We start from the raw sequence: 26081 nt of genomic DNA, 5'->3' as shown, positions 1-26081 counted from the left end.
AGTGATAATTGATACTCATACGCATTTAGATGATGAAAGATATGATGATATCTTAGATGAAGTTTTGCTTAATGCTAGCAATGAAGAAGTAAAACTTCATATTATTCCAGGTGCTGATATAAAAACATTACAAAAAGCTCGTGATATTTCACATAAATATGATAATGTATATTTTGCTGCTGGAGTTCATCCTTATGATATACAAGATTTTGATTTAGACTACTTAAAGAGTTTTTTAGAAGATAGTAAATGTGTTGCAATAGGAGAATGTGGTTTAGATTATTATAAAAATCCTAGCGAAGAAGAAAAAAAGCTACAAAAAGAAGTATTCAAAAAACAGATTGAACTATCAATTGAAAGAAAACTACCATTAATAATACATATAAGAGACGCAAATGCTGATTCTTTAGAAATATTAAAGGCTTATAAAGAAGCTTTTGGAGTATTGCATTGTTTTAATGCAAGTCCAATTCTATTGGAATTAAGCGATAGATTTTATTATGGAATTGGAGGAGTACTTACATTTAAAAATGCAAAAAACTTAGTTGAAATCTTACCTAAAATCAAAACAGATAGATTACTTATAGAAACTGATTCACCTTATCTTACCCCGCATCCACACAGGGGGACTTTAAATGAGCCAAAATATTGCAAATTAGTTGCACAAAAAATGGCAGAAATACTAAATAAATCAATTGAGGAGATAGAAGAACTTACAACAAATAACGCAAAAAAATTATTTAAAGGATTAATTTGAAAAAATTTATATTATTAATAGTTACAAGTATTTGTTTATATGCGAATTTTTCAGTAGATAAATACGATAAACAAGAAAAAATCTTAAAAAGTATTGATGTAGATTTAAGATATTTACAAGACCAATCTTTTATGGAAATTTTTTACGATATGAGTGAAAGAGAAGTGCTTTATTTTACAAAAGTATTGAATGAAGCTAATATGAATATTCCAATTATTAAAGCAATTTTAAAAAAAGAAGGTGTTCCTGATGTTTTTTTATATCTTGCTATGGTTGAGAGTAATTTTAAAACAGATGCTAAATCTGGAGTAAAAGCTACAGGTGTTTGGCAATTTATGGAACCTACTGCTAAGAATTTTGGTCTAAAAATTGACAAATTTATTGATGAGAGAAAAGATGTTGTAGCTGCTAGCGTTGCTGCTGCAAAATATTTACATAGGCTAAAAGATGAATTTGGTAAATGGTATTTAGCTATTTTTGCTTACAATTGTGGAAATGGCTGTGTTAGAAAAGCTATTAAAAATGCAGGTAGTGATGAATTAAGTGTATTATTAGATGAAGACCAAAAATATTTGCCTAAAGAAACAAGAAGATTTTTCAAAAAGATTTTAAGCACTAGTTTAATAGCAGAAAATGATATTGCTAAGTATGGTGATATTTATTTATTAAATCAAGTTATGGCACTTAATATAGGTAAAGTTGATGTAAAACCAAAAGAGAGTTTATCGTCAATTGCTAGAAAAGCTGGGATTAGCTTAAGTGAATTTAAAGATTTAAACCCACAATTTAAAGGCGATTTTGCACCACCTTATAATTATTATGCTTATTTACCAATAGAAAAGATAGCAGCTTATAAAGATAACTCAAATCCTATTAAGTATGCTAAAAATAATGTAAAAAATGTAATAAGCTATAGGGTAAAACAAGGTGATACAATATATGCAATAGCTAAGAAAAATGGTGTTTCTACAAATGCTTTAAGAGCTTATAATAATTTAAAAGATGATAGAATTGGAATTAATCAAACCTTATTAATTCCTGTATTAGTATATGATGATAGTAAGGAGGCTAAAAATTGAAAAAATATTTAGTTTTCGCTAGTTTTTTATTTTTATTTGCTGCTTGTTCAACTACAAGTAGCTTAAACCAAAATTATAATTATGGAGTAGCTAAACCAAATACTCCAGCTACAATGAGACCTTATACAATAAATGGTAAGACTTATTATCCAAGTAAGGTTGATATTGGAGATACTGAAACTGGCATTGCTAGTTGGTATGGTCCAGGTTTTCATGGTAAAAAGACTTCAAATGGAGAAACTTTTAATACAAATTCTATGACAGCAGCTCATAAAACTTTACCTATGAATACAATGGTTAGAGTTGATAATTTAGAAAATGGAAAAAGTGTTGTAGTAAGAGTTAATGATAGAGGGCCATTTGTTGCTGGAAGAATTATTGATTTATCAAATCGTGCAGCGCATGAAATAGATATGACTAAAAAAGGCACTGCAAGGGTAAAATTAACTATATTAGGCTTTAATCAAGACAATATTAAACCTCAAATATCTAATACAAATTCTAACATTCAAAATAGTGTAAATAGTATTATGGGTGGAGATTTTATGATACAAATAGGAGCGTTTAAAAGCTCTGCAAATGCTTATAATTTAGCAAAAAGATATGCAAATTATAAAGGTTATACAAGTAAAGTATTAAATTCTAGCGATGGATTTTATAGAGTGTTTTTAAAAGGCTTTAGAAGTGAAGAAGAAGCAAAGGATTTTATAAACTTAGCTAATTTTCTAGGTTCATTTATATTTAGGGAGTAAGAATGATTAAATTAGTTATTTTAGATATTGATGGATGTTTAAGTGATGGTAAAATTATTTATTCTCCTAATGCTGATTTGATTAAAGAATTTAATGTAAAAGATGGAGCTGCTATTTTAAAAGCTAAAGAATTGGGTATAAAATTTGCAATTATTACAGGAAGAAGTTCTGAAGTTGTTTTAAATAGGGCAAGAGATTTAGGCATTGAATATGTATATTGTGGTATTAAAGATAAGCTAAGTTGTGCTAAAACATTACTGAAAGATTTAAATATTACTTTTGATGAAGTTGCTGCAATAGGGGACTATTATAACGATTTAGACCTTTTAAAATCTGTTAAGCTACCTTTTATTCCTAAAGATGGGGCAAAAATTTTTGGAAGAATTTTAAATACAAAAGGTGGATATGGTTGTGTGCATGAAATGCTTGAAATTATTGTAAAAGAAAATAATCAATTAAAGCAGTGGATTAAGTGTTAATAAAAACTTTTAATATTATTTTAGTTTCTATGCTATCTATGCTTTTTTTTATAATAATACAAAAGCCTTATGATATTGATAAGATGAATTATCAACTTGATTTTAAAAGCCTTGAAGCTAATGATATTATTGGTTATGAGCTTAGTAATAAGCTTGAAAAAATAGCTTATGCTAAGCAATATTACAAAATAAATAATCAAGATAATTTGATAGATTTAAGTATAAATGATTTAGAAAAGCATTTAAGTAGTAATAAGGCAACTAAAGAAAATAATATTATAGTATTAAATGGCGATGTTAAATATAAAGATAATCTAATTAAGCTTGAAAGCAATGTATTAAATTATTCAATAAATGAAAAAATCTTAAGCTCTTTGAGTAAAACTAAAGTAACCTATAATAATAGTTTAATTAATGCTAATTCTTTTAGTTATAATTTAAATTCTTCAGATTTATTATTAAAAGAGGTTGATTTATGTATAGAAAAATAGTTATTTTATTATTATCTTTATGTAGTTTATATGCTGAAAAAATTGAGATTAATGCAAAAATTTTTGAAGGTAATAAAGATAGTCAAACTGGGGTATTTAGCAAAGATGTTAGCATAAGGCAAGGTAAAGATTATTTAAATTGTCAAGTATTGACAATAAGAACAAATAAGGATAATAAAATTGCTAGCTATGAAGCACAATATGTAACAAGTTTTTCTATAAGTTTAAATAAAGATAATTTCAAAGGTAAAGCAGATAAGATTGTTTATGATGTAAATAAAAATACTTATGAGCTTATAGGGAATGTTAAAATTACAGAAAATAACAAAGAATTATCAGCAGATTATATTTATATAAACCAAAATGATGGAACATATAAAGTAAAAAGCGATAAAGCTAATAAACCAGTTAAATTAATTTTTGAGATAGCAAAATGAATATAGTAAGTGCAAAATTTTTAATATCTTGTGAAAAATATTTTCAAACACAAGAATATAATTTAGGTGAAATTGCTTTTTTAGGTCGTTCTAATGTAGGTAAAAGCTCTTTAATAAATGCTTTAGCAAATCACAAAGGTCTTGCAAAATCATCTTCAACTCCAGGAAAAACTCAATTAATTAATTTTTTTGAAGTTACATTTGCGGATAAGAACAAATTGATTTTAATAGATTTACCAGGTTTTGGATATGCAAGGGTTTCTAAGGATAAAAAAGCTGCTTGGAACAAGAATTTAAATGAATTTTTACAAAAAAGAAAAGAAATAAAATGCTTTATTCATTTAATAGACTCAAGACACGATGATTTAGATATAGATGAAGGTGTTTATGAATATTTACAAGATTTTATGAATGAAAATCAAGTTTATATAAAGGTTTTTACAAAAATTGATAAATTAAATCAGAGTGAATTTTCAAAGCTAAAATCAAAATATAAAGATGCAATTTATGTATCAAGTGCTAGTAAAAAAGGTATAGATAAATTGCAGGAAAAAATATATGAGTTTATTAAATGAAAGAACGAGTTGGGTTAAGCTATTATATAACAATATTTGTTTTATTTTTTTACCAATTACTATGCTCTATTACATTTTTTTTACCACCTTTACTCGGAGTTTTTTTTGTATTTTTGATTATACATTTTAAAAAAAGTGGTTTTGATAAAACTAGCTTGCTTATTATTTTATATCTATGTCTTATTGAAATAACCCACGGATTAGTGTTATTTAGCACTACAATAGCGTTTTTAATATTTTTTTATTATTTTTATGATAAGTTGATTTACAAGCTTAAAAATAGAGATATTTTGATAATTATTTTTATAATATTTGTATATTTTATAGATATATTTTTAAATTTATTATTTTCTTATTTATTTGAACTAGAAGTGCTTAAATTAAGCAATATTTTTATTTATTATATATGCCTTGAATCTTTATTATCAATTATTTTGTTTAGAGGTATTGTGTGAGATTAAAATTTGTAATTTTTGTAATATTGTCATTTTTTATAATGCTACTTTCTAGGGTATATTGGCTTAGTATTTATAGCAATGATTATTATGAAGAACTAGCACAAAAGAATTCAACCAAAGAAGAATTAATTCCGCCTATTAGAGGGATAATATTAGATAGAAATAATACCCCATTAGCTGTTAATCAGCTCGGATTTTCAATATCTTTAAAACCACATTTAAGTAGTAATTTATTAGATGTAACAACTAATAAAATTCTAAAATGTTTTAGTGATTTAGATATTGATAAAATTATTAAAATATATAAAAGAGAAAATAGCTATTACAATCAAGATGAAATAGAAATTATAGATTTTATAGAGTATGAGAAGATAAATCCTTGTTATTTTGAGCTGAATTTAGATGATAATATATTAATAAAACCAAGTGTTAAAAGACTATATCCATTTAATTCTTTAGCAAGTCATATAATAGGCTATGTGGCAAGGGCAAATGCTGAAGATATGGTAAATAATGATGTCGTAAAAGTTACAAAAAAAATTGGAAAAACAGGCATAGAAAAATATTATGATGATATATTACAAGGCACGCCTGGTAAAAAAGTTACAAAAGTAAATTCTATCAATCAAGAAGTAGAAGAAATTGAGTTTAAAAAACCAATTATGGAAAATGACATAAAACTCACTATTGATATAAGAATGCAGCAATACTTAGATGAATTGTTTAAAAATATTAGTGGTTCAGCAGTTGTTTTAAATATTGAAGATGGCTCAATTGTTGCAGCAGGTTCTTATCCAGAGTATGATTTAAATCCTTTTGTTACTGGAATTTCACAAAACGAATGGGATATGATGATACAAGATTTAGACCACCCATTTACAAATAAGATTATAAATGGTCGTTATCCACCAGGTTCAGTTGTTAAAATGGGCGTAGGCTTATCGTTTTTACAAAGTGGTAAAATAGATACTAATACTACTTTTACTTGTTCTGGTTCTTTTGATTTTGGTGGTAGAAAATTTAGATGCCATAATGTATATGGGCATGGGGTTATGGATTTAAGAACTGCTATTAGGTCAAGTTGTGATGATTATTTTTATAAAGGCAGTTTAAAAGTTGGAATAGCTGATATAAGTGCAAGTTTATATAAGCTTGGATTTGGTAGAAAAACAGATATTGATTTACCACTTGAGAGTGTTGGTATATTACCAAATAAAGTATGGAAAAGTTCAAGATATAACCAGCCTTGGTATCAAGGTGAAACTTTAATTACTAGCATAGGGCAAGGTAATTTCCTAGCAACTCCAATGCAAGTAGCAGTCTATACAGCAAAATTAGCTAGTGGATACGAAATAAAGCCACATTTTGTAGATGAAATAAATAAAGAAAAAGTTGAAATTGTTAAAAAAGATATTTTTACTCAAAGCGAACAACAAGATTTAAAATATATTAGAGCAGCTATGTATGATGTAGCAAATACACCTAAAGGCACAGGATATAAACCTTTATTGGAGAGTAAAATCACATTAGCAGCCAAAACAGGCACAGCGCAAGTTGTAGGGATTTCTCAAAGTGAAAAAAAGCGTATGAAAGAAGAAAATATGGAATATTATACAAGAAGCCACGCTTGGATGAATGCTTATGGACCTTATGAAGAGCCAAAATATGCCGTGGTTGTTTTAGTTGAGCATGGAATGCACGGAGGCGCTACTTCTGGGCCAATTGTTGCAAAAATATTTAATAAATTATTAGAATTAGGCTATATTGATGAGCAATATCAAAAGGGATTTAAAAAACATAAATGATATTTCAAATTCTAAATGTATTAAAGATAAATTATTATGATTAGCCTATTTTTTTGCAAGGATTTATATGTTTAGAGCATTTTATTTATCTAAAAAATGGTTTTTATGGTCTTGGGGCGGGAGTTTGCTTATTTTACTTGCAATTTTTTCTCAAACCTTACTTAATGTACAAATCAACAATTGGTATAAAGATTTTTATAATCTCTTACAAGCAGCACCACAAAATAGCACTTACGAGCAGTTTTTAAGTGGCTTGAGTGATTTTTTATTTATAGCTTTACCTTATATTTTAATAGCTACATTAACAGCGTTTTTTTCTAGGCATTTTGCTTTTGCTTGGAGAGAAGCTATTACATTTGCTTATCTTAAGGCTTGGCGTAAGAATAATGATTATATAGAAGGCTCATCACAGCGTATTCAAGAAGATATATATAGATTTGCAAAAATCGTTGAGAGCTTGGGTGTTGATATTATAAAGGCTTTTATGACCTTGATTGCTTTTTTGCCTATTTTATATACTTTAGGGGCTAATTTAGTTTTGCCTATTTTTAATTTTCAATCAGGTTTAATTATGTGGGCTTTATTAACAAGTGTTGGTGGTCTTATTATATCTTGGTTTGTTGGAATTAAACTTCCTAATCTTGAATATAACAATCAAAAAGCCGAAGCTGCTTTTAGAAAAGAACTAGTTTATGCAGAAAATGACAGAACCAATCACGCATTACCAGAGCAAATGTTTGAGCTTTTTACAGGGCTTAAGTTTAATTATAAAAGATTGTTTTTGCACTATGGATATTTTGATGTTTGGCTATATTTATACGAACAATTTATGGTGATTTTTGCTTATTTGATAGTAGGGCAAAATTTATTCTTAGGAATAATTGCCCTAGGTGTTTTAGTTCAAATCAATAATGCTTTTAGTAGTGTTCGTTCAAGCTTTAGTGTTCTTACTAAAAACTGGACAACTATTACAGAATTAAGAAGTATTCACAAGCGTTTAAAAGAATTTGAAGAGCATATTAATTTTAAAATTAATTCTTAATTTATGTTATTTTGAATTAATTTTATTTGTATAAACTAATGGCATTTTTTAATTTTTAATAAAGGTTATTAATGAATTTTTTACAAAATCAAGCTTTAAAATATACTTGCAATTTTCTTAACAAAGAGCTTAAGTCTAAGTTTAATTTTAAAAATGAAGTTAATTTAGAAAAATCTAAAGATGGTAAAAAGGTAATGTTATATATTCATGTTCCGTTTTGCCATACTTTTTGTCCTTATTGTAGCTTTCACAAATTTGCTTATGATGAAGAATTATGTAAAGAATATTTTAAAACTTTAAGAATTGAATTACAGCAATTTAAGGATTTAGGATACGATTTTAATACACTTTATGTTGGTGGCGGAACTACTTTAATCAATGAAGCAGAACTTATAAAAACACTTAGTTTATGTAAGGATTTATTTAGTATTGAAGAGATTTCTTGTGAGAGTGACCCAAATCATATAAAGCCTGAAGCTTTAAAAGACTTTAAAGGGCTTATTGATAGGCTTAGTTGTGGGGTGCAGAGTTTTGATGATGAAATTTTAAGAAAAGTTAATCGTTTAGAAAAGTTTGGAAATCAAAAAGAATTAGTAAAAAAATTAGAATTAGCTAATGGTATTTTGCCAACTTTTAGTATTGATTTGATTTTTAATTTTCCATCACAAACAAAACAAATGTTAATAAAAGATATTGAATTAGCTAAAAATATTGCTCCATCACAAATTACTTTATATCCACTGATGAAATCTAATCTTACTAAAGAAATAATTGCAGCTAAATTAGGCATAGATAAACAAGATAATGAATATGAATTTTATAAGATAATTTGCGAATACTTTAGTGATTATGAGCAAAATAACTCTTGGAGTTTTTCTAAGGATAGAACTAGTTTTAATGATGAATATGTAAGCACACATCACGAATACATTGGTGCTGGTAGTGGGGCTTTTTCTTTTACAAATAATAAGCTTTTAGTAAATGCTTTTAAATTAGATGATTATAAAGCTAAGGTTTTAGCTGGTAAAAATCAAAAATTAGCTCACATAGATTTTAGTCCTGAAGATAGAATTAATTATATTTTTCTAACAGAGTTTTTTAAGGATAATTTGAATATTAATAATTTTAATTCTAATTATAATTGTGATTTAGAAAAACACTTAGGGCTAAAACTAAAAGCAATGCAGACTATTGGAGCAATTAACATAAATAATGGTATTATTAATAATACTTTTTTTGGTAAATATCTAGCACTTACCTTGATGAAAGAATTTTATATAAATATGGATTTAGTAAGGGCTTATTTTAGAAAGGATTTATAATGAAAAAATATTTATTTTTACTAATAAGCTCAATGCTTTTTGCTAGAGAAAATCCATTTGTGCCTATTGTAAAAATCAATAATCCAAGTCCTATTGAAGAGATAAAGGAATTTAAAAAAACAGCTTTTAGTGTTCCAAGCGATGCTAGAATTTTAAATAAAATGAAACTTATTTATACAAATGTAGATGGGACATTGAAAGAATTTGAATTAGATATTAATGAAGCTCTTGATTGGCATAAAGTTTATATGCTACTTGACGCCCAAGAGCTTACAAACCAAGATAAAGAAGAAGCAAAAACTGAATTAAAAGAAGTTGATAAAATAAAACTTGCATTAAAAAATCAAGAAAATGCTAATGATGACAATTCTAATGTGGAGCAAAATACTACTAAAATTACTGAAGTTAAGAAAGAAGAAAATCAAGAAAATAAAATTAGTAAAACCACAGAATATACACCTTTATCATTAGATATATCAAATAATTTTAAAATAGTTATAGACAAAAGAAATATTTCAATTAAAACAAATAGCGAATTAATTAGGGAATTTAGTTTAAAAAAACCAAATAGAATTGTTATGGATTTTAAAATTAATCCAAGTTTAAAAAATAAATCATTTGAAATAAAAGCTAATTATTTTGATGAAATTTATACTGGAGTTCATAGAAATTTTTATCGTCTTGTAATAAAACTTGATGGTATATATAATTATAATATTGAAAAAAAATCTAAAGAATATTTAATTAAATTACAATAAAAAGGGGTGTTATGAAAAAAATAATTTTTTTAGGTGCTGGATATGCGAACTTATCTTTAATTAAAAGTCTAAGCAAGGAAGATTTAACAAAGGCTGAATTTTTACTAATTAATAATAATTCATATCATTATAAAACTACAGAATTACATAAAATTGCAGCAAATGAGAGTGAAAAAAATATCAAAATTCCTTTAAAAGATATAATTCCTAGTGAAATTGTAATTATTCAAGATAGTGCTATTAAAATTGAAGGAAATAAATTATATTGCAAAAATACTGATTATGATTTTGATGAGATTTATGTAGGTTTAGGTGCTAATAAAAATACTTTTGGTATAGAAGGGCTTGATGAAGCTTATGAAATCGGAACTTATGAAGACGCTTTAAAAACTAAAGAAATTATTTATTCTAATTTAGAAAAATCTGAAAGTATTTATAAAAATATTGTAATTTGTGGAGCTGGTTTTAGTGGTGTTGAATTATGTGCTTCTATAGCTCAAGTTTGCAAAAGCAAAGGAATTGATGCAAAAATTAGCATAGTTGAAGCTATGGATGAGATTTTGCCTATGTATAACAAAGATTTAGCAAAAATAGCAAGAAATTATCTTGAAAAATTAGGCGTAAAAGTTTTAACATCTCATAAAATTATTAAAAAAGTTGGGGATAGATTGTATTTAAACAATGAAGATACTTATATAGATTCAAAAAATATAATCTTTACAGCTGGCGTTAAGGGAAATGAAGTAATTAAAAATAGTGTATTTGAAAATAAAAATAATAGAATATTAGTTAATGAGTTTTTACAAGCGCCAAATTATTCAAATTGCTATATTTTAGGAGATTGTTCTTTAATTATGAATAATGATAGACCATTTGCTCCAACAGCTCAAATAGCTTGCAAGCAAGGTAATTATTTAGCAAGAAGTTTAAGTGCTAGATTAAATAATGAAGAATTTAAAGAAACATTTATTTATAAAGACCAAGGAAGCGTTTGTTCTCTTAGTGAAAAATATGCCGTTGCAAGTATTCAAGGCAAAGATTTTAGTGGATTTTTAGCAAAAGTTCTTAAAAAAATCACAGAATTAAAATGGCAATATAAATTATTTGGATTTAAAGGTCTATAAATTTTTAATTCAAATTCTTTTTAGAATTTGAATTAAATTCTGCAAAAATATTACGAATTTACACACTTTAAAATAAATTACAAAATTACACACAAATCTTACTCTTTATTAAACTTTAAAATCTAATGTTTGCTTAAAAATAAGGAGAAAGAATGGGAGTTTTAGAAAACTTTAAACAAATTGCAGCAATTCCGCATTGTAGTTTTGATGCAGTTAAATTAAAAGATTTTTTAATTAATTATGCAAAATCAAAAGGTTTTGAAGTATTAGTTGATAAGGCTGAAAATATTTTATGCAAAAAGGGAAATCCTAATATATGCTTGCAAAGTCATTATGATATGGTTTGTGTTGGAGATGCACCTAATATAAATATAATAGAAAGTGATGGATTTATTAAAGCAAATAATTCAACCTTAGGTGCTGATAATGGTATAGGAATTGCCATTATGATGGAAGCTATGAATGAGTTTAGCGACCTTGAATGTTTATTTACTGCTAATGAAGAAGTAGGGCTTATAGGTGCAAATAATTTAGAGCTAAAAATTAGTTCAAAACACTTATTAAATCTTGATAGCGAGTGCGTAGATAGAGTAATAATTGGTTGTGCGGCGAGTTTAATGATGAATGTAAATATTAAGCTAAATTATAAAAACCCTAGTAAAAAATATTTATATGAAGCTCATACTAAAGGCTATAAAGGCGGTCATAGTGGGATTGATATTATTAAAAACATTCCTAGTGCTATTAGTGATTTAGCTTTATTTTTATATAAAAACGATGCTGAATTAGTAAGCTTTAGTGGTGGGGAAAGAACTAATAGTATAAGTGTAAATGCTAAGGCTATTTTTTATAGCGACACTGAACTTAAATCTAGTGAAAACATTGAAATAACCAAGCTTGAGAGTAAAGGCGAAAAAGTAATTCAAGAAGATATTTTAAGTCTAATTGCTAGTTATAAACACGGAGTTTGGTCTTATTCAAGGGATTTAAATATAGTAAAAACTAGCGTAAATCTAGCAATCATTAGTCAAAATAATGATGAATTAAAGCTTGAATTATTTGCAAGAAGTGATAATTCAGCAGATTTAGATGAAGTCTTTTATAAAACCAAAGCACATTTTAATAATTACGAAGCAAAACTACTTGCTAAAGATGAGCCTTGGGAGCCTGTGCCAAATGATTTTACTTATGCAGTGCTTAATTCTTTACAAAAATATAATCCAAAAGCTAGTATGAGTAGTATTCACGCAGGGCTTGAGTGCGGAGTGCTAAAAACTAAGCAAAATGAATTATTATGTGCTTCAATAGGTCCAAATATCCTAAGCCCACATAGTATTTATGAAAGATGTGAGATTAGCACAATAGATATTATTAAAAACACAACATTTGATTTAATTAAAAACTACAAATAAAAGGAGATAAAATGAGTTTTCGTATAGAACACGATACAATGGGTGAAGTTAAAGTTCCTGCAGATAAATTGTGGGCAGCACAAACACAAAGAAGTTTAGAGAATTTCAAAATTGGCACAGAAAAAATGCCTGTAGAATTAATCCACGCTTTTGCGCATCTTAAGAAGTCTTTAGCTTTAGTAAATAATGATTTAGGTAAATTAGACAATGTAAAAAAAGATGCAATCGTTAAAGCTTGTGATGAGATTTTAGCTAATAAACATAATGATGAATTCCCACTTGCTATATGGCAAACAGGTTCAGGCACACAAACAAATATGAACCTAAATGAAGTTATAGCAAATCTTGCTACTAAACTTAGCGGAATGGATTTTACTAAAGAAAAAATAGTCCATCCAAACGACCATGTAAATATGAGCCAAAGCTCAAATGACACATTCCCAACTGCAATGCATATAGTTGCAGTTTTAGAAACTGAAAGGACTTTAATTCCTGCATTAGAAATTCTAGAAAAAACACTAGATAAAAAAGCAAAAGAATTTGAAAATATAATTAAAATCGGAAGAACTCACTTGCAAGATGCAACCCCACTTACTTTAGGTCAAGAATTTAGTGGATATGTATATATGTTGCAAAGCTCAAAAAGACATATTTTAAAAGCACTTGAAGATGTAAGAGAGCTAACAATTGGCGGAACAGCTGTTGGAACTGGAATTAATGCTCATCCAGAACTTAGTGAAAAAGTATCAGCAAAATTAAGCGAACTTTTAGGCACTAAATTTATAAGTAGTCCAAACAAATTCCACGGACTTACAAGTCACGATGCTTTAGTATTTTTACACGGAGCATTTAAAGCTCTTGCAGCAAATTTAATGAAAATAGCAAACGATATTAGATGGCTTGCAAGTGGTCCTAGATGTGGTTTAGGAGAGCTTAGTATTCCTGAAAATGAGCCAGGTAGCTCAATTATGCCAGGTAAAGTAAATCCTACTCAAAGTGAAGCTTTAACAATGCTTAGCGTTCAAGTAATGGGAAATGATGCGGCAATTGGTTTTGCAGCTTCTCAAGGTAATTTTGAGCTAAATGTATTTAAGCCTGTGATTATTTATAATTTCTTACAAAGTTTAAGATTATTAGCTGATGGTATGATTAGTTTTAATGATAATTGTGCTATAGGAATTACTCCAAATATTGATAAAATTACTTATAATTTAAATAATTCTTTAATGCTAGTAACTGCATTAAATCCACATATTGGCTATGAAAATGCAGCAAAAGTTGCAAAAAATGCTCACAAAAAAGGAATTAGCCTAAAAGAATCTTGCTTAGAATTAGGCTTAGTTAGTGAAGAAGATTTTGATAAATTTGTAGTTCCTGCAAATATGATTAAGCCAAAATGAGAGAATTACTTTTAGCAATAGAAAGTAGCTGCGATGATTCAAGCATCGCAGTTATTAATGTAAATACTTATGAATGTTTATTTTATGAAAAAATATCTCAAGATGAGCATAATGAATTTGGTGGAGTTGTGCCAGAACTTGCATCAAGGCTACATACTGAAGCTTTACCTAAAATATTAGCTAAAACCAAGCCTTTTTTAAACGAATTAAAGGCAATTGCAGTTACTAATGAGCCAGGATTATCAGTATCTCTTCAAAGTGGAGTTGCAATGGCTAAGGCTTTAAGTGTGGCTTTAAATATACCATTAATTGCGATAAATCATTTAAAAGGTCATATTTGTTCTTTATTTTTAGATAAAGAAATAATGAATGATTTTTTAGTTTTGCTTGTAAGTGGCGGTCATACTATGATACTTGAGATTACTAAAGAATATGATATAAATTTAATAGCAACTACAAGTGATGATAGTTTTGGAGAAAGTTTTGATAAAGTTGCAAAAATGCTAGGACTTGGTTATCCTGGTGGGGTATTTATTGAAGAATTAGCAAAAAATGAAAGCAATAATACTTATGAGTTTTCTTTACCAATCCCAAGTAAAAGTAGGCTTGAGTATTCATTTTCGGGTATTAAAAATCAAGTTAGATTAGCTATTAATGATTGTATAGCAAATAATACTTTAGATACTCAAAAAGCAAATATAGCAGCAGCATTTCAAAGAATTGCTTGTAAGCATATAATTAATAAATTAAACATAGTTTTGCATAATAAAAATTATAAAGCATTAGGCGTAGTTGGTGGTGCAAGTGCTAATTTATTGCTTAGGTCTAAATTAGATGAAATTTGTAAAAAAAACAATATGCAATTATTATTAGCTCCGCTTAAATATTGTTCTGATAATGCTTTAATGATAGCAAGAGCAGGGGTTATTGCATACAAAAATAAAGATTTTGTAAATATAAGTGATGATATAATAAACCCAAAATCAAAAAATTTTAAAAGGCTTTAATTTAATGAAAAAAATATTTTTATGTTTAGGATTATTAGGTAGTTTATTAGCTAAGGATTATGGTAATTATATAAGTATTGATGAAAATGGTAAAAAAACTGCTAGATGGCATATTTATGAAGAAAATAATGAATTATTTGGCAAAGTTGTTAAATTGTTTGAATATGGCGATGATGAACTTTGTAAATCTTGTGAAAAAACTTATGATTATTTTACTTATGCAGAAGATGCTAGAAAGATGAAAATAGTAGGTGCGCCATTGCTTTATAAATTAAAAAAAGATGGTGAAAATTCTTATAAAAGTGGTTATATAATTGACCCAGAAAGTGGTAAATTATATAGAGCAAATGCAACTTTTAAAGATGATAAATTAATTTTAAGAGGATATGTTGGATTTTCTTTAATAGGAAGAAGTCAGACTTGGATTAAGGAAAAATAATGCAAGAGTTATTAACTCTTGCTAAAAGAGCAGCAAGAATTGCTGGAGATGAAATAATTGATATAAAACACCCTTTAATTAATACGAAACCAGATGGAACTTTAGTTAGTTCAGCTGATTTAAAAGCTAATGAAATAATATTTGATATTTTAGGAAATAGTAAAATCAATATATGTTCTGAAGAAAAAATTTTAGATTATGAAAAAAGAAAAAATTCTTTATTTTGGCTAATTGACCCGCTTGATGGCACTAATAATTATTTAAAAAATAGAAAAAATTTTTGTGTTTGCATTAGTCTGATTGAAGATACAAGACCAATTTTAGGTGTAATTTATGATGTTTGTAATAAGAATTTGTATTATTCGGCTAAAAATATGCCAGTTTATAAAAATCAAGAAATTCTAAATAAGGTCAAAAAAGAATCAAATAAAGCTTTAGTATCTTTAAGAAAAGAACAAGAGATAAATAATAGTAAAATTCCATTTAACTACGGATACTCGGCATTAAATATTGGCTCTGCATTAAAGTTTTGTGCTTTATTAGAAGGTGATGCTGATGTATATTTAAGATACGAAAGGCTGAATTCTTGGGATTTAGCAGCAGGAGATTTTTTAATAAATCAAAGTGGTGGATTAATGTTAGGGCTTGATAAACAAAAATTGAATTATAATACGCCCAATTTTTCTTGCAAACCTTTTATAGCGTTTTCAAGTGTATTTAATAAGGATTAATATGAATATTTTTAACACACATAGAATAGTTTTTGAAGGTTCTTCGGTTAGCAAATATTTAAGTGATAATTTAACTTGCATTCAATTTAGTTTAAATGGTGTAATTGATGCGGGATTTTTACCAAAACCAACTGATGATAATTTTATAAAGCATGTTTTTATTTCTCACACTCATTTAGACCATATTTGTGCTATTGCTTTATATGTTGATAATTATTTTTTAAAACTTCAAGATAGTATTTGTATATATGCTAGTAAAGAAAGTATAGATAATCTTAAAGAGCATTTTTTTAACAATAAAATTTGGCCTGATTTTGCAAAGATAAAATTGCCAAATGGTAGTCCTGCTATAGTTTATAAAGAAATTAATGTAGGAGATAAATTATTAATAGATGATATAACAATAGAGCCAGTTAAGAGCTATCATACTGAAGGTAGTTTTGGCTTTATTTTAAGCTATGATAAAGATAGTATATATTTTACTTCAGATACTTATTATCACGATGATATAGTGGAATTAATCAATAAGAGAACTGATATAAGACAAGTAATTGCTGATGTTAGTTTTGATTCAAGTTTAGAAAAATTAGCACAAGATTCAAAACACTTAACTCCAAAATTATTAAAAAAAATACAAGAGCAAGTAAGAGATGATGTGATTTTCCATGTATATCACATTAAATATTGCTTTAAAGATAAAATAGAAGAAGAATTAAGAGAATTTAATATCTTAAAAGATTATGGAATGATTATTAAAAATGGTTCATTTATGCAATTTAATACAAATTATCAAAGTGATATGATAAATGTATTGAAAAGACATAATTTAGACCAAGAACAAAAACTAGAAACCATACTTGAATGCTTTTCTCAAATTTCTAAAAACTCTGATTCTAAAGCCAACCTAAATACCTTAGGCGAAATGGTTAAACAAAACATTCAAGCTGATAGATGTAGTGTATGGTTTATTGATAATGAAAGAAAAGAATATTATACCTTACACGCTGATGGAGTAGGTGAGATTAGAGTTCCTTTTGGTAAAGGAATAGTAGGTCGTGCAATTGAGACAAAAGAAGCTATTTTAGAAAATAATCCAAAAAGCAATCCGTATTTTGATAGCTCAAATGATGAGAGAACAAAATATAGCACTAAATCAATTTTAGCTATGCCTATTTTAAATAGTGAACACGAAGTTATTGGGGTATTCCAAGCTTTAAATAAACTTACAGATATTAATAATAATTTTGATAAAGATGATTTAGATTATCTAAGAATTGCAGCTGATTATTCAGGTAAGATTTATGAAGGAATGAAATTCCAAGAAGATATTTTAAATGCTCAAAAAGATTTAATTTATTCAATAGCTGAAATGGTTGAGAGCAAAAGTGAAGAAACTGGAAATCATGTAAAAAGAGTAGGTAAAATAAGCGAAGCCATAGCAAGACAAATGGGATTAAGTGAAGAAGAAGTAACGCTAATTAGTTATGGTGCTCCAACTCACGATATTGGTAAAATTGGAATTCCTGATGCTATTTTAAATAAACCTGGAAGACTTGATGAAAAAGAATTTAAAACTATGCAAAAACACGCACAAATAGGATATGAAATGTTGCATAGATTTAAAGGCAAAATTATGGAAGCAGCAGCAATCATCGCTCACGAGCATCACGAAAAATATGCAGGTGGCGGTTATCCAATGGGTAAAAAAGGTGATGATATTCATATTTATGCAAGAATTGTTTCTTTAGCTGATGTTTTTGACGCACTTGCAAGTGATAGATGTTATAAAAAAGCTTGGCCACTTGATGAAGTTTGCAAATATATTAGTGATAATTCAGGTTTTCAATTTGACCCTAAAGTGGTTGAAGCATTTTTTGCTTGTAAAGAAGAAATATTTGCAATAAAAGAAAAATATGTTGATAAATATATTGATGATAATTTAATGTGATTGTAATTTGTTGATTTTTTAGATTAATCCAAATTAATTTTTCATTGATTTGGATTAATTATTTGCTTTAATTTAAACTATTAATACTTTTTTAAATAAAATTATTTATAATCGCTCCTTTTTTTAAAATTAGGAGTAATTTAATGTTTTTTAAAAATAATAAAGAAATACAAGACAAGATTATTAAGGAGTTAAAAGATAAAGAAGCTATTTTAAAAGCTATTTATAAAGAAATGGCGATTATAGAATTTGATACTAAAGGAAATATTGTTGATGCAAATGAGCATTTTTTAAAAGCTACAAAATATACACTAGCAGAGATAAAAGGTAAGCATCATAGAATATTTTGTGATAAACATTATGTTAATTCAAGTGATTATTCAATCTTTTGGCAAGAGTTATCAAGAAATATTCCACAAAGTGGTCAGTTTAAAAGATTTGCAAAAGATGGTCAAATAGTTTATTTAGAAGCAAATTATTTACCAATAGTAGATGAGCAAAATCAAGTTTATAAAGTAATTAAGTTTGCTGCTGATATTACAGAACACGAAAATGAATTGTTGGACTTAAAAAACACAATTAATGCGGCAAGTAAGTCTATGGCTTTAATTGAATTCACTCCAAACGGAGAAATACTTGATGCAAATGATAATTTTTTAAATACATTAAATTACAGAAAAAGCGAAATTATAGGCAAACATCATTCTATGTTTTGTGATAGTGAATATGTAAAAAGTAGTGATTATAGAAAATTTTGGGAAGATTTAAGAAGCGGACATTTTCAATCAGGTCAATTTATAAGATATACAAAAGATAATAATCCTGTATATTTAGAAGCAAGTTATAATCCTGTTTATAATGCCGAAGGTAAGGTTTATAAGGTAATTAAATTCGCAAGCGATGTTAGTGAGCAAGTAATAAGAGATTTGAATAAAAATAAAATCGTAAGCGAGTTAGCACAAAAAAATGATGAAAGCACAAATGAAGGTAGTAAAGTTATTGCTAAAACCGTGCAAAATGTCCAAGAAATAGCAGAAATTATGAATGAAAGTAGTGAATTGGTTAATTCGTTAAATACTCAATCAGATGAGATTGTATCTGTTATTCAAACTATTAAAGATATTGCAGAGCAAACTAATTTATTAGCATTAAATGCTGCTATTGAAGCTGCTCGTGCTGGCGAGCATGGTCGTGGTTTTGCTGTGGTTGCTGATGAGGTTAGAAAACTTGCTGAAAGGACTGCAACATCAATTAATGAAATTACTTTAACAATTAATTCTATTAGAAATGTTAGTGCTAATGTTGTTGAGAGTATAAATAAAAGCATAGCTCAAGTAAATGATAGTGTTGTGTTAGCAAATACTGCAAATGAATGTATGAATAAAATCAAACAAAGTTCAGAAGAAGTAGCAAGAGCTATGGAAGAAAATAAATAAATATAATTTGAAATTCTTAGGAATTTCAAATTAGTTTTTTAAATCTTTTTGTAATTCTTTTAAAAAAATTCTCGCAACATCACTTAATTTATCATCAATCCAAATTAACCTTAAATTAGAAGTAATTAATGGGTTTATAGGCTTAAAACATAAATCATCATTAGTGTTAATTAATTTATCAAGAGATAAAGCGTATCCAATATCTTCTTTAACAAAAATTGCAGCATTGTATAATAAATCATAAGTAGCTACTATATTTAGCTTATCTTGATTTTGCCTTAAAACATTTGGCATTTCTTGCGTAAAACCTTGTCTTGATACTATAAGTGGCATTTGAAATAAATCATTTATGCTTATATCTTTTTGCTTAGCGTATTTTGAAGTATTTTTCATAATAATCCCCCAAGTATCACTATGATTTAAATCTAAATAACTAAAATTGCTAATATCAAATTCTTGAACTACAACGGCAAAGTCTATTAAAGAATTTTGTAATTTATTTACCACATTTTCATAGTTTCCACTGAATATATGAAACTTAATATTTTTATTTTGTAGCTTTTTAGCAGTTTTTGCTATTTTGACTATTCCAATTGATTCAGCACAGCCTATATAAACATCTCCACCATTAAAATCTTTTAAATTTTTAAATTCTTGCTCGGTTTTATCAACTAAATCTAAAATATCACAAGCTCTTTTATAAAGCATTTCTCCTTCTTTTGTGAGAATGATTTTATAATTTGTTCTAATGAAAAGTTTTTGCCCTAATTTTGTTTCCAAATCTTTTAATTGTCTTGATAGATTTGGTTGAGTAAGATTTAATTTATTAGCTGCTTTAGTTATATTTTGTAATTTTGCAGATTCTATAAAATATTTTAAAACTCTAATTTCCATAATATTCCTTAGAAATAATTAATTTTTATAATTAATTATATATTATAAGTATTTGATATTTCTTTTAAAAATAAATAAAATTATTTTACTTTTAAAACAAGGAGATTTTTTATGAATAATTTTATTTTTCACAATCCAACTAAGATTTATTTTACTGATGAAGTAGAGCAATCTTTAGAATTTGAATTAAGTAAATATGGTAAAAACATTGTTTTGGTTTATGGTTGCGGCTCGGTGCATAAAAATGGTATTTTTAACCAAATTGTAAAAATACTAGATAAATTAGGCAAAAATGTAGCATATATTGATGGTGTTATGCCAAATCCTACTTTAGAAAAATTAAACTCAGGTGTAAAGATAGCAAGAGAGCATAAAGCTGATTTTTTATTAGCTTTAGGTGGTGGTTCTGTTTGTGATTATACAAAAGCTTTAGCAGTTAGTATAAACTCAAGCGATGATTATTGGGATAGGTATTTTATAAATCAACTTGAGCCAACTTGTGATGTAGTTTCGTTAGGTTGTATTTTAACAATGTGTGGGACAGGCTCTGAAATGAATGGTGGTAGTGTAATTACAAATGAAAAAACTCATCAAAAAATAGGAAAAGTTTTTAATGATAAAAGAGTATTTCCTAAGTTTTCTATATTAAATCCTAAATACACTTTAAGTCTTAGCAAATACCAAATGATAAATGGAATTTATGATGCGTTTAATCATATTTTAGAGCAATATTTTTCAAAAGAAGATGATAATGTGAGCGATTATTTAGCAGAAGGGCTTATGCGTTCAATAATCTCATCAAGCAAAATTGCAAACAAAAATCCTAATGATTATAAGGCTAGAAGTGATATTATGTGGGCAAGTACTCTAGCATTAAATACTATGCTTCATTGTGGTAAAAATGGAGATTGGATGGTTCATATGATAGGTCAGGCTATTGGTGGCTTTACCAATGCAACGCACGGAGCTACTTTAAGTGCTATTAGTTTGGCGTATTATGAATATATAATGCCTTATAATATTGATAAATTTAAAAGGTTTGCTATTAATGTCTGGGATATAAAAGATAATAAAAGCGATGAAGAAATAGCTAAATTAGGACTATTTGCTATGAGAGATTGGATGAGTGAGCTAGATCTTTGTATGAATATAAAAGATTTATTAGTAGATGAAAGCTTGATTGAAGATATTGCTAATAATGTATTCATCTTAAATGGTGGTTATAAGGAGCTTAATAAAGATGAAATTATTCATATACTTAAGAAAAGTTTTTAGCATTTTTATTGGTTTAGGAGCTTTTTGTGTGTTAAATGGATTTAGCAATGATGAAATATATGTTGAAATAAATAATCAAGAATTAAGAATAAAATTAGAAAGCAATTCATCATCAACTGCTCTTTATGAAGTATTACAAAAGTCTGATTTGAATGTTTTAATGAATGATTATGGTGGGTTTGAAAAGGTAGGAAGAATTGATAAAAATCTTCCTACTAATGATAAATATTTTCAAGCTAAAGCACTTGATTTGATTTTATATAATGCTAATAATATAGTAATTTATTATGATAATAATTCTTGGAGTTTTACTAAATTAGGAACAATTTATGGCATTAGTAAAGATGAGTTAAAAAAGCTTTTAGGTAATGGCAAAATTAATGCTAGGTTTTATGTTAAAAATAAGGATTAATTATGATTAAGTATGTAAAAGCAAATTCTATTGAGCATAAACTTATGCTTAAACAAGCTAAAGAAGCTATGAAAATAACTTTTAAAATTAACAATACTTATAATGAACCAGAAGAATTAAATAAATTATTTTCTCAATTAATTGGTAAAGAAGTAGATGAAAGTTTTACTTTATTTCCGCCATTTAATACGGATTGCGGTAAAAATATTTCAGTAGGCAAAAATGTATTTATAAATAGCGGTTGTAAATTTCAAGACCAAGGAGGAATTTATATAGGAAATAATGTTTTAATAGGGCATAATGTAGTATTAGCTACTATAAATCATGATATAAATCCATTTAAACGCTCTGATATGGTATTAAAACCAATAACAATAGAAGATAATGTTTGGATTGGTTCAAATGCCACAATACTTAGCGGAGTAAAAATTAAAAAAGGCTCAATAATAGCAGCTGGTGCGGTGGTTACTAAAGATGTTGAAGAATTTCAAATAGTAGCAGGAGTTCCAGCTAAATTAATTAAAACTATAAAATTAAGCTAATTAATAAATTAGCTTAATAATTTTTCTTGTTGAGTTTTTATGATATTTACAATTGAGCGAATATTATCAATTGTATATGGTAATGGTAGAAAATCTACTTCTTGAATAATTTTTTCAACATTAGGTGTTATTTTATGATTGTTTAATATGAGAATTAATTTAAAGCAATATTCATCTTGTGCTTTTACTAAACGATTTAAATCATATTCATTAAAAGTATTGATTAGATTTGCGTCTAATAAAACAGCTCTATAAGCGCAATTTACCCCATCTTCAATTTTCTCTAAAAGACCATTACTTGATTGGTTTTGAACGCAGTTAATTTCATAGCTTTCAAGATTTGCAGTGATTGTTTTTGATATGTCAATATTGTTATGAACTATTAAAACACTTAATCTATCTTTTGGAGTTACATCTGGTAAATTATTTTCTTTATCATTGATTAGTATTGGGATACTAAGACAGATTGCGTGATTAATTCTTTCATTTGTATCCTTAAAGGCATAACTAGAACCATCAATTTTTTTCATATATCCACTAAATTTATGTAATTGTTCTGAAATAGATAGTTTTTTAGGATTAGTAAAGCTTTTAAATAATTCAGTTTTTTTATCATCAACAACACCACAAACTCCAATATCAACACACAAAAGAGTTCTGTTTTGCATATTATTAATAATCCCAATATCAATAAATATGGTTTCATTTTCTACATTTTGATTAATCAAATCAGCAGCAGCCCAAATAGCATTGATAATATTTGTATAATCTCCATAAAAATACCTATTTGGCATACATTTTTCATTGTTATCGTTTAGATATAGCATATCTTGTCTAACTAAAAATATGTTATTTTTAACACTAGCTTCGTAATTTAGCGTTTTGAAAAAATATAAAAATACTTCTTGTAAATCAAAATATAAAGATGATTTTTCAAAACTTTCACTTTCAAATTCTGCTTCATCGCTAACACTAAACATTTTTACTTTTTTAGTTTTTAATTTCATTTTTAGCTTGTAAATATAAGCTAATAATAAAACTATTAAGCCACCTAAAACTACAAATAAAAGTATTGTATCTTTATCAGAAAAATCTATTTTAGAATCTGCAAATAGATAGGTTGAGATTAAAATTAGTAATAATTTTTTCATATTTTCCTTTCAAATAATAAGCATTGCATCGCCGTATGAGTAAAATTTATATTTATTTTTAATAGCTTCTTCGTAAAGTTTTAAAGTATTTTGCCTACCTATAAAACTAGCTACTAACATAATTAAAGTTGATTTTGGCAAATGAAAATTTGTTAATAAATAATTTTGTCTAATTGGCCTATTAGATGGGTTTAAAAACAAATCACATTCACCACTACTTTTTTTTGTCCTTGCATAATACTCTATTGTTCTTGTAGCAGTTGTGCCAACCCCTAAAATAGGTATATCACTATTAATTAATTTTATTGCTTCATCGCTTAGATTAAAGTATTCGCTATGCATTTTATGTTCTTGTATGTTTTCACATTCTACACTAGCAAAAGTTCCTGCACCAACATGTAAAGTAATATAAGCGCTTTTTTTATCTTTTAGACTATCTAAAACTCTATTCGTAAAATGCAATGACGCAGTAGGTGCTGCAACAGCTCCAATATTTTTAGCAAACACACTTTGATAATTTATCTCATCATCTAAATTATCCATTCTTTTAAGATATGGTGGTAGTGGAATATGTCCGATTTTTTCGCTAATTGTTAAAACTTCATCGGTTTTTAAAACTTCATTGTTTTTGCAAAATTTCACAATTCTGGTGCCATCTGCGTTTAGCTTTAATATTTTTGCGTTTAAATTATCTTGAAAAATTAAAATATCATCTTCTTTAACTTTACCCCTAATTTGCACTAAAAACTCATCATTTGCTAGAATTTTATTTATAAATAATTCACATTTTGCACCACTAATTTTATTGCCATAAAATCTAGCTTTAAATACTTTAGTATCATTAAAAATCAAAGCACATTCAGGCAAAAAATTAGCTAATTCATAAAATACACTATGAGTAATTTTTCCACTATTTTTTTCATACACTAATAGTTTTGCACTATCAGCAGGATTTGCAGGGTATTTTGCTATTAATTCTTCTGGCAAATCATAATCATAAGAACTTAGTAAATTATCAAGCATTTTTATCTTCTAATAATTCTTTTTCATCATCTTCGCTATCTATATCAGGGTCAGCTGGATTTACTACTTTAGCAATATAAATTGAAATAGCATAAAGCCCAATTAAAGGAATTGCCATTAAAAATTGCGAAAATACATCAGGCGGGGTCATAATTGCTGCAAATATAAAAATAACTAATATAGCAACTCTGAAATTTCTAATAAGAGTTTTTTCAGTTACAAGACCAATTTTTGCTAAGAAAAATATAGCAACAGGTAATTCATATCCTAGTCCAAATGCAATTACTAATTTTGTAAAAAAGCTCACATATTCAGAAATTGAAGGCATAGCCTTATATTCTCCGCCGCTAAAATTGATTAAAAAATCAAAAGCAATAGGAACTACTAAATAATAACAAAACGCTGCACCAATCAAAAACATAATAGTAGCGCTAAATACAAAAGGCACTACAAATCTTTTTTCATTTTCATATAAACCTGGTTCAACAAATTTCCAAGCTTGCCACAAAATTATAGGCAATGCTACAAGAAATGCTGCAAATAAAGACACTTGCATAGCAGTGAAGAAATTCTCTTGTGGTTTATAAAATATAATTTCAGAGCCTTCAGGCAATACATTCATAAGTGGAACACAAATAAAATGCAGTATTGGTTTCCAAAATACAAAACATACAAAAAAAGCTAAAATCAAAGCAACTACACTAATAAATAATCTTTTTCTAAGTTCAACTAAATGTGGTTTTAATTCTTCAAACATTTTCGCTCTTTTCTTTTAAAAATTGTTCTCTTTTGCTAAGTTGCTTTTCTTCTGTATTTATATTTTTTTCTTCTGTAGAATTTGAATTTTGATTTGAGTTTTCTGTATTTTTTACACTATCAATAGTGCTATTTAAAGCATTTTGTGCGTCTTTTTCAAAATCACTTAAAGTATTTTTAATCTCATCAAATTCTTCAAAGCTTAGTTTTTTTCTGATACTATCATTTGCTTTTGTGATTTCTTCTTTATATTTTCTAGCTTCATCTTTTAATTCGCTAATATTGATTTCGTTTTCTATACTTGATTTAGCTTCGTTAATTTGTTTTTTAACAGCCTTTAATAATTTTGCGATTTCAACTATAGTGCTAGGTAGTTTTTCAGGTCCTAAAACCAAAACAGCAACTATTAAAATAATAACAATTTCCATAAAACTCATAATAAAACTCTTTTAGATAATTTTTTGCTGAATTTATCTAATTTTTTTTAATCGTTAGTTTAAATTAAGTTTTGCTACTTAATCTTTTTAAAGTTATATTTAGTTATATTTAATTAATATATTTACTAATTATTAAATT

Annotated in this window: 27 protein-coding genes and 1 pseudogene; 23 read left to right on the top strand and 5 right to left on the bottom strand. The window is 26.9% G+C overall.

Annotation, left to right across the window (positions count from 1 at the left end; translation table 11 throughout):
* The first annotated feature begins 1 nt into the window (after nt 1).
* The 20 genes and pseudogenes from AVBRAN12637_RS04240 to AVBRAN12637_RS09795 all read left to right on the top strand — a co-directional run bounded on the left by AVBRAN12637_RS04240 (nt 2) and on the right by AVBRAN12637_RS09795 (nt 19452).
* Nucleotides 2-757, top strand: coding sequence for a TatD family hydrolase (locus AVBRAN12637_RS04240; RefSeq protein WP_214119844.1), 756 nt, complete (start codon nt 2-4; stop codon nt 755-757).
* Nucleotides 754-1836 carry a lytic transglycosylase domain-containing protein gene (locus AVBRAN12637_RS04235; protein ID WP_214117987.1) on the top strand — a complete coding sequence of 361 codons (1083 nt, stop codon included), beginning with the start codon at nt 754-756 and terminating at the stop codon, nt 1834-1836. Before AVBRAN12637_RS04240 ends, AVBRAN12637_RS04235 begins: the two co-directional genes overlap by 4 nt.
* Nucleotides 1833-2588, top strand: coding sequence for a septal ring lytic transglycosylase RlpA family protein (locus tag AVBRAN12637_RS04230; protein ID WP_284444073.1), 756 nt, complete (start codon nt 1833-1835; stop codon nt 2586-2588). Before AVBRAN12637_RS04235 ends, AVBRAN12637_RS04230 begins: the two co-directional genes overlap by 4 nt.
* 2 nt (nt 2589-2590) lie before the next feature.
* Entirely contained in the window at nt 2591-3067 is a 477-nt protein-coding gene (locus tag AVBRAN12637_RS04225) for a KdsC family phosphatase (RefSeq protein ID WP_214117989.1), read from the top strand.
* Nucleotides 3061-3558: an LPS export ABC transporter periplasmic protein LptC gene (gene lptC / locus AVBRAN12637_RS04220; RefSeq protein ID WP_336615371.1), complete on the top strand. Its 498-nt coding sequence runs from the start codon at nt 3061-3063 to the stop codon at nt 3556-3558. Before AVBRAN12637_RS04225 ends, lptC begins: the two co-directional genes overlap by 7 nt.
* The gene (lptA, locus tag AVBRAN12637_RS04215; RefSeq protein ID WP_336615370.1) at nt 3543-3995 is read left to right on the top strand and encodes a lipopolysaccharide transport periplasmic protein LptA; all 453 of its coding nucleotides are present in this window, start codon (nt 3543-3545) and stop codon (nt 3993-3995) included. The genes lptC and lptA overlap by 16 nt, the downstream gene beginning before the upstream one ends.
* Nucleotides 3992-4570, top strand: coding sequence for a ribosome biogenesis GTP-binding protein YihA/YsxC (gene yihA, locus AVBRAN12637_RS04210; RefSeq protein WP_336607461.1), 579 nt, complete (start codon nt 3992-3994; stop codon nt 4568-4570). Before lptA ends, yihA begins: the two co-directional genes overlap by 4 nt.
* Nucleotides 4571-5021: 451 nt before the next feature.
* Nucleotides 5022-6833 carry a penicillin-binding protein 2 gene (gene mrdA / locus AVBRAN12637_RS04205; RefSeq protein WP_214119847.1) on the top strand — a complete coding sequence of 604 codons (1812 nt, stop codon included), beginning with the start codon at nt 5022-5024 and terminating at the stop codon, nt 6831-6833.
* Nucleotides 6834-6900: 67 nt separating this feature from the next.
* A complete protein-coding gene (locus AVBRAN12637_RS04200; protein WP_214117998.1) occupies nt 6901-7875 on the top strand; it encodes a putative transporter in 975 nt (324 codons plus the stop codon).
* 71 nt (nt 7876-7946) lie between these two features.
* Nucleotides 7947-9197: a coproporphyrinogen III oxidase family protein gene (locus AVBRAN12637_RS04195; RefSeq protein WP_239802643.1), complete on the top strand. Its 1251-nt coding sequence runs from the start codon at nt 7947-7949 to the stop codon at nt 9195-9197.
* On the top strand, nt 9197-9955 hold the full coding sequence (locus tag AVBRAN12637_RS04190) for an AMIN domain-containing protein (protein ID WP_336614078.1): 759 nt from the start codon (nt 9197-9199) through the stop codon (nt 9953-9955). The genes AVBRAN12637_RS04195 and AVBRAN12637_RS04190 overlap by 1 nt, the downstream gene beginning before the upstream one ends.
* Nucleotides 9956-9966: 11 nt before the next feature.
* Nucleotides 9967-11079 (top strand): NAD(P)/FAD-dependent oxidoreductase, encoded by a 1113-nt coding sequence (locus AVBRAN12637_RS04185; RefSeq protein ID WP_214118000.1) that lies wholly within the window; start codon nt 9967-9969, stop codon nt 11077-11079.
* Nucleotides 11080-11231: 152 nt separating this feature from the next.
* Nucleotides 11232-12491, top strand: a complete 1260-nt coding sequence (locus AVBRAN12637_RS04180) for an aminoacyl-histidine dipeptidase (RefSeq protein ID WP_336612513.1) — start codon at nt 11232-11234, stop codon at nt 12489-12491.
* Between the two features lie 11 nt (nt 12492-12502).
* Complete coding sequence (fumC, locus tag AVBRAN12637_RS04175) at nt 12503-13891, top strand: class II fumarate hydratase (RefSeq protein WP_267524896.1); 1389 nt, start codon at nt 12503-12505, stop codon at nt 13889-13891.
* Nucleotides 13888-14898 carry a tRNA (adenosine(37)-N6)-threonylcarbamoyltransferase complex transferase subunit TsaD gene (gene tsaD, locus AVBRAN12637_RS04170; RefSeq protein WP_214119851.1) on the top strand — a complete coding sequence of 337 codons (1011 nt, stop codon included), beginning with the start codon at nt 13888-13890 and terminating at the stop codon, nt 14896-14898. Before fumC ends, tsaD begins: the two co-directional genes overlap by 4 nt.
* Before the next feature lie 4 nt (nt 14899-14902).
* Entirely contained in the window at nt 14903-15337 is a 435-nt protein-coding gene (locus tag AVBRAN12637_RS04165; RefSeq protein ID WP_214118015.1) for a DUF2147 domain-containing protein, read from the top strand.
* Nucleotides 15337-16068, top strand: a complete 732-nt coding sequence (locus tag AVBRAN12637_RS04160) for a 3'(2'),5'-bisphosphate nucleotidase CysQ (RefSeq protein WP_336615369.1) — start codon at nt 15337-15339, stop codon at nt 16066-16068. Before AVBRAN12637_RS04165 ends, AVBRAN12637_RS04160 begins: the two co-directional genes overlap by 1 nt.
* A gap of 1 nt (nt 16069) precedes the next feature.
* Nucleotides 16070-18016: an HD domain-containing phosphohydrolase gene (locus AVBRAN12637_RS04155; protein WP_214118019.1), complete on the top strand. Its 1947-nt coding sequence runs from the start codon at nt 16070-16072 to the stop codon at nt 18014-18016.
* Between the two features lie 143 nt (nt 18017-18159).
* Nucleotides 18160-18918, top strand: a pseudogene (locus tag AVBRAN12637_RS09800) (PAS domain-containing protein); the annotation flags it as partial.
* 24 nt (nt 18919-18942) lie between these two features.
* Nucleotides 18943-19452, top strand: coding sequence for a methyl-accepting chemotaxis protein (locus tag AVBRAN12637_RS09795; protein ID WP_239803726.1), 510 nt, complete (start codon nt 18943-18945; stop codon nt 19450-19452).
* A gap of 30 nt (nt 19453-19482) precedes the next feature.
* On the opposite strand, the gene AVBRAN12637_RS04145 is transcribed toward AVBRAN12637_RS09795, so the two are convergent.
* On the bottom strand, nt 19483-20346 hold the full coding sequence (locus tag AVBRAN12637_RS04145; protein ID WP_336615367.1) for a LysR family transcriptional regulator: 864 nt from the start codon (nt 20344-20346) through the stop codon (nt 19483-19485).
* A gap of 111 nt (nt 20347-20457) precedes the next feature.
* On the opposite strand from AVBRAN12637_RS04145, the gene AVBRAN12637_RS04140 reads away from it, so the two are divergent.
* The 3 genes from AVBRAN12637_RS04140 to AVBRAN12637_RS04130 are packed head-to-tail and all read left to right on the top strand — an operon-like array spanning nt 20458 to nt 22575.
* On the top strand, nt 20458-21621 hold the full coding sequence (locus AVBRAN12637_RS04140; protein WP_336615366.1) for an iron-containing alcohol dehydrogenase: 1164 nt from the start codon (nt 20458-20460) through the stop codon (nt 21619-21621).
* On the top strand, nt 21587-22033 hold the full coding sequence (locus tag AVBRAN12637_RS04135; protein WP_214119855.1) for a cyclophilin-like fold protein: 447 nt from the start codon (nt 21587-21589) through the stop codon (nt 22031-22033). The genes AVBRAN12637_RS04140 and AVBRAN12637_RS04135 overlap by 35 nt, the downstream gene beginning before the upstream one ends.
* A gap of 2 nt (nt 22034-22035) precedes the next feature.
* A complete protein-coding gene (locus tag AVBRAN12637_RS04130) occupies nt 22036-22575 on the top strand; it encodes a DapH/DapD/GlmU-related protein (protein WP_214118035.1) in 540 nt (179 codons plus the stop codon).
* 8 nt (nt 22576-22583) lie between these two features.
* Here the strand turns inward: AVBRAN12637_RS04130 and AVBRAN12637_RS04125 are convergent, their stop codons facing one another.
* Genes AVBRAN12637_RS04125 through tatB form a run of 4 tightly spaced genes read right to left on the bottom strand, consistent with a single transcriptional unit; the run spans nt 22584 to nt 25942 of the window.
* A complete protein-coding gene (locus AVBRAN12637_RS04125; protein WP_336607451.1) occupies nt 22584-23726 on the bottom strand; it encodes a hypothetical protein in 1143 nt (380 codons plus the stop codon).
* 9 nt (nt 23727-23735) lie between these two features.
* Nucleotides 23736-24749 carry a tRNA preQ1(34) S-adenosylmethionine ribosyltransferase-isomerase QueA gene (gene queA, locus AVBRAN12637_RS04120; RefSeq protein ID WP_214118039.1) on the bottom strand — a complete coding sequence of 338 codons (1014 nt, stop codon included), beginning with the start codon at nt 24747-24749 and terminating at the stop codon, nt 23736-23738.
* Complete coding sequence (tatC, locus tag AVBRAN12637_RS04115; protein ID WP_214118042.1) at nt 24742-25506, bottom strand: twin-arginine translocase subunit TatC; 765 nt, start codon at nt 25504-25506, stop codon at nt 24742-24744. Before tatC ends, queA begins: the two co-directional genes overlap by 8 nt.
* Nucleotides 25499-25942, bottom strand: a complete 444-nt coding sequence (tatB, locus tag AVBRAN12637_RS04110; RefSeq protein ID WP_336614071.1) for a Sec-independent protein translocase protein TatB — start codon at nt 25940-25942, stop codon at nt 25499-25501. Before tatB ends, tatC begins: the two co-directional genes overlap by 8 nt.
* Between the last annotated feature and the right edge of the window lie 139 nt (nt 25943-26081).

Source organism: Campylobacter sp. RM12637, assembly GCF_020137645.1.
Lineage (GTDB): Bacteria > Campylobacterota > Campylobacteria > Campylobacterales > Campylobacteraceae > Campylobacter_E.
Note: the sequence above shows the minus strand (reverse complement) of the source record. Positions and strands in the feature narration are given on the sequence as shown.

Bases quoted from the DNA above. Each gene is read 5' to 3' on its own strand.
- fumC (WP_267524896.1), top strand. From the start codon at position 12,503: ATGAGTTTTCGTATAGAACACGATACAATGGGTGAAGTTAAAGTTCCT.
- yihA (WP_336607461.1), top strand. From the start codon at position 3,992: ATGAATATAGTAAGTGCAAAATTTTTAATATCTTGTGAAAAATATTTT.
- tatC (WP_214118042.1), bottom strand. From the start codon at position 25,506: ATGTTTGAAGAATTAAAACCACATTTAGTTGAACTTAGAAAAAGATTA.
- AVBRAN12637_RS04130 (WP_214118035.1), top strand. From the start codon at position 22,036: ATGATTAAGTATGTAAAAGCAAATTCTATTGAGCATAAACTTATGCTT.
- AVBRAN12637_RS04125 (WP_336607451.1), bottom strand. From the start codon at position 23,726: ATGAAAAAATTATTACTAATTTTAATCTCAACCTATCTATTTGCAGAT.
- AVBRAN12637_RS04140 (WP_336615366.1), top strand. From the start codon at position 20,458: ATGAATAATTTTATTTTTCACAATCCAACTAAGATTTATTTTACTGAT.
- AVBRAN12637_RS04195 (WP_239802643.1), top strand. From the start codon at position 7,947: ATGAATTTTTTACAAAATCAAGCTTTAAAATATACTTGCAATTTTCTT.
- AVBRAN12637_RS04155 (WP_214118019.1), top strand. From the start codon at position 16,070: ATGAATATTTTTAACACACATAGAATAGTTTTTGAAGGTTCTTCGGTT.
- AVBRAN12637_RS04180 (WP_336612513.1), top strand. From the start codon at position 11,232: ATGGGAGTTTTAGAAAACTTTAAACAAATTGCAGCAATTCCGCATTGT.
- tatB (WP_336614071.1), bottom strand. From the start codon at position 25,942: ATGAGTTTTATGGAAATTGTTATTATTTTAATAGTTGCTGTTTTGGTT.
- queA (WP_214118039.1), bottom strand. From the start codon at position 24,749: ATGCTTGATAATTTACTAAGTTCTTATGATTATGATTTGCCAGAAGAA.
- lptA (WP_336615370.1), top strand. From the start codon at position 3,543: ATGTATAGAAAAATAGTTATTTTATTATTATCTTTATGTAGTTTATAT.
- AVBRAN12637_RS04145 (WP_336615367.1), bottom strand. From the start codon at position 20,346: ATGGAAATTAGAGTTTTAAAATATTTTATAGAATCTGCAAAATTACAA.
- AVBRAN12637_RS04135 (WP_214119855.1), top strand. From the start codon at position 21,587: ATGAAATTATTCATATACTTAAGAAAAGTTTTTAGCATTTTTATTGGT.
- tsaD (WP_214119851.1), top strand. From the start codon at position 13,888: ATGAGAGAATTACTTTTAGCAATAGAAAGTAGCTGCGATGATTCAAGC.
- AVBRAN12637_RS04190 (WP_336614078.1), top strand. From the start codon at position 9,197: ATGAAAAAATATTTATTTTTACTAATAAGCTCAATGCTTTTTGCTAGA.
- AVBRAN12637_RS04185 (WP_214118000.1), top strand. From the start codon at position 9,967: ATGAAAAAAATAATTTTTTTAGGTGCTGGATATGCGAACTTATCTTTA.
- AVBRAN12637_RS04165 (WP_214118015.1), top strand. From the start codon at position 14,903: ATGAAAAAAATATTTTTATGTTTAGGATTATTAGGTAGTTTATTAGCT.
- AVBRAN12637_RS04225 (WP_214117989.1), top strand. From the start codon at position 2,591: ATGATTAAATTAGTTATTTTAGATATTGATGGATGTTTAAGTGATGGT.
- AVBRAN12637_RS04200 (WP_214117998.1), top strand. From the start codon at position 6,901: ATGTTTAGAGCATTTTATTTATCTAAAAAATGGTTTTTATGGTCTTGG.
- AVBRAN12637_RS04160 (WP_336615369.1), top strand. From the start codon at position 15,337: ATGCAAGAGTTATTAACTCTTGCTAAAAGAGCAGCAAGAATTGCTGGA.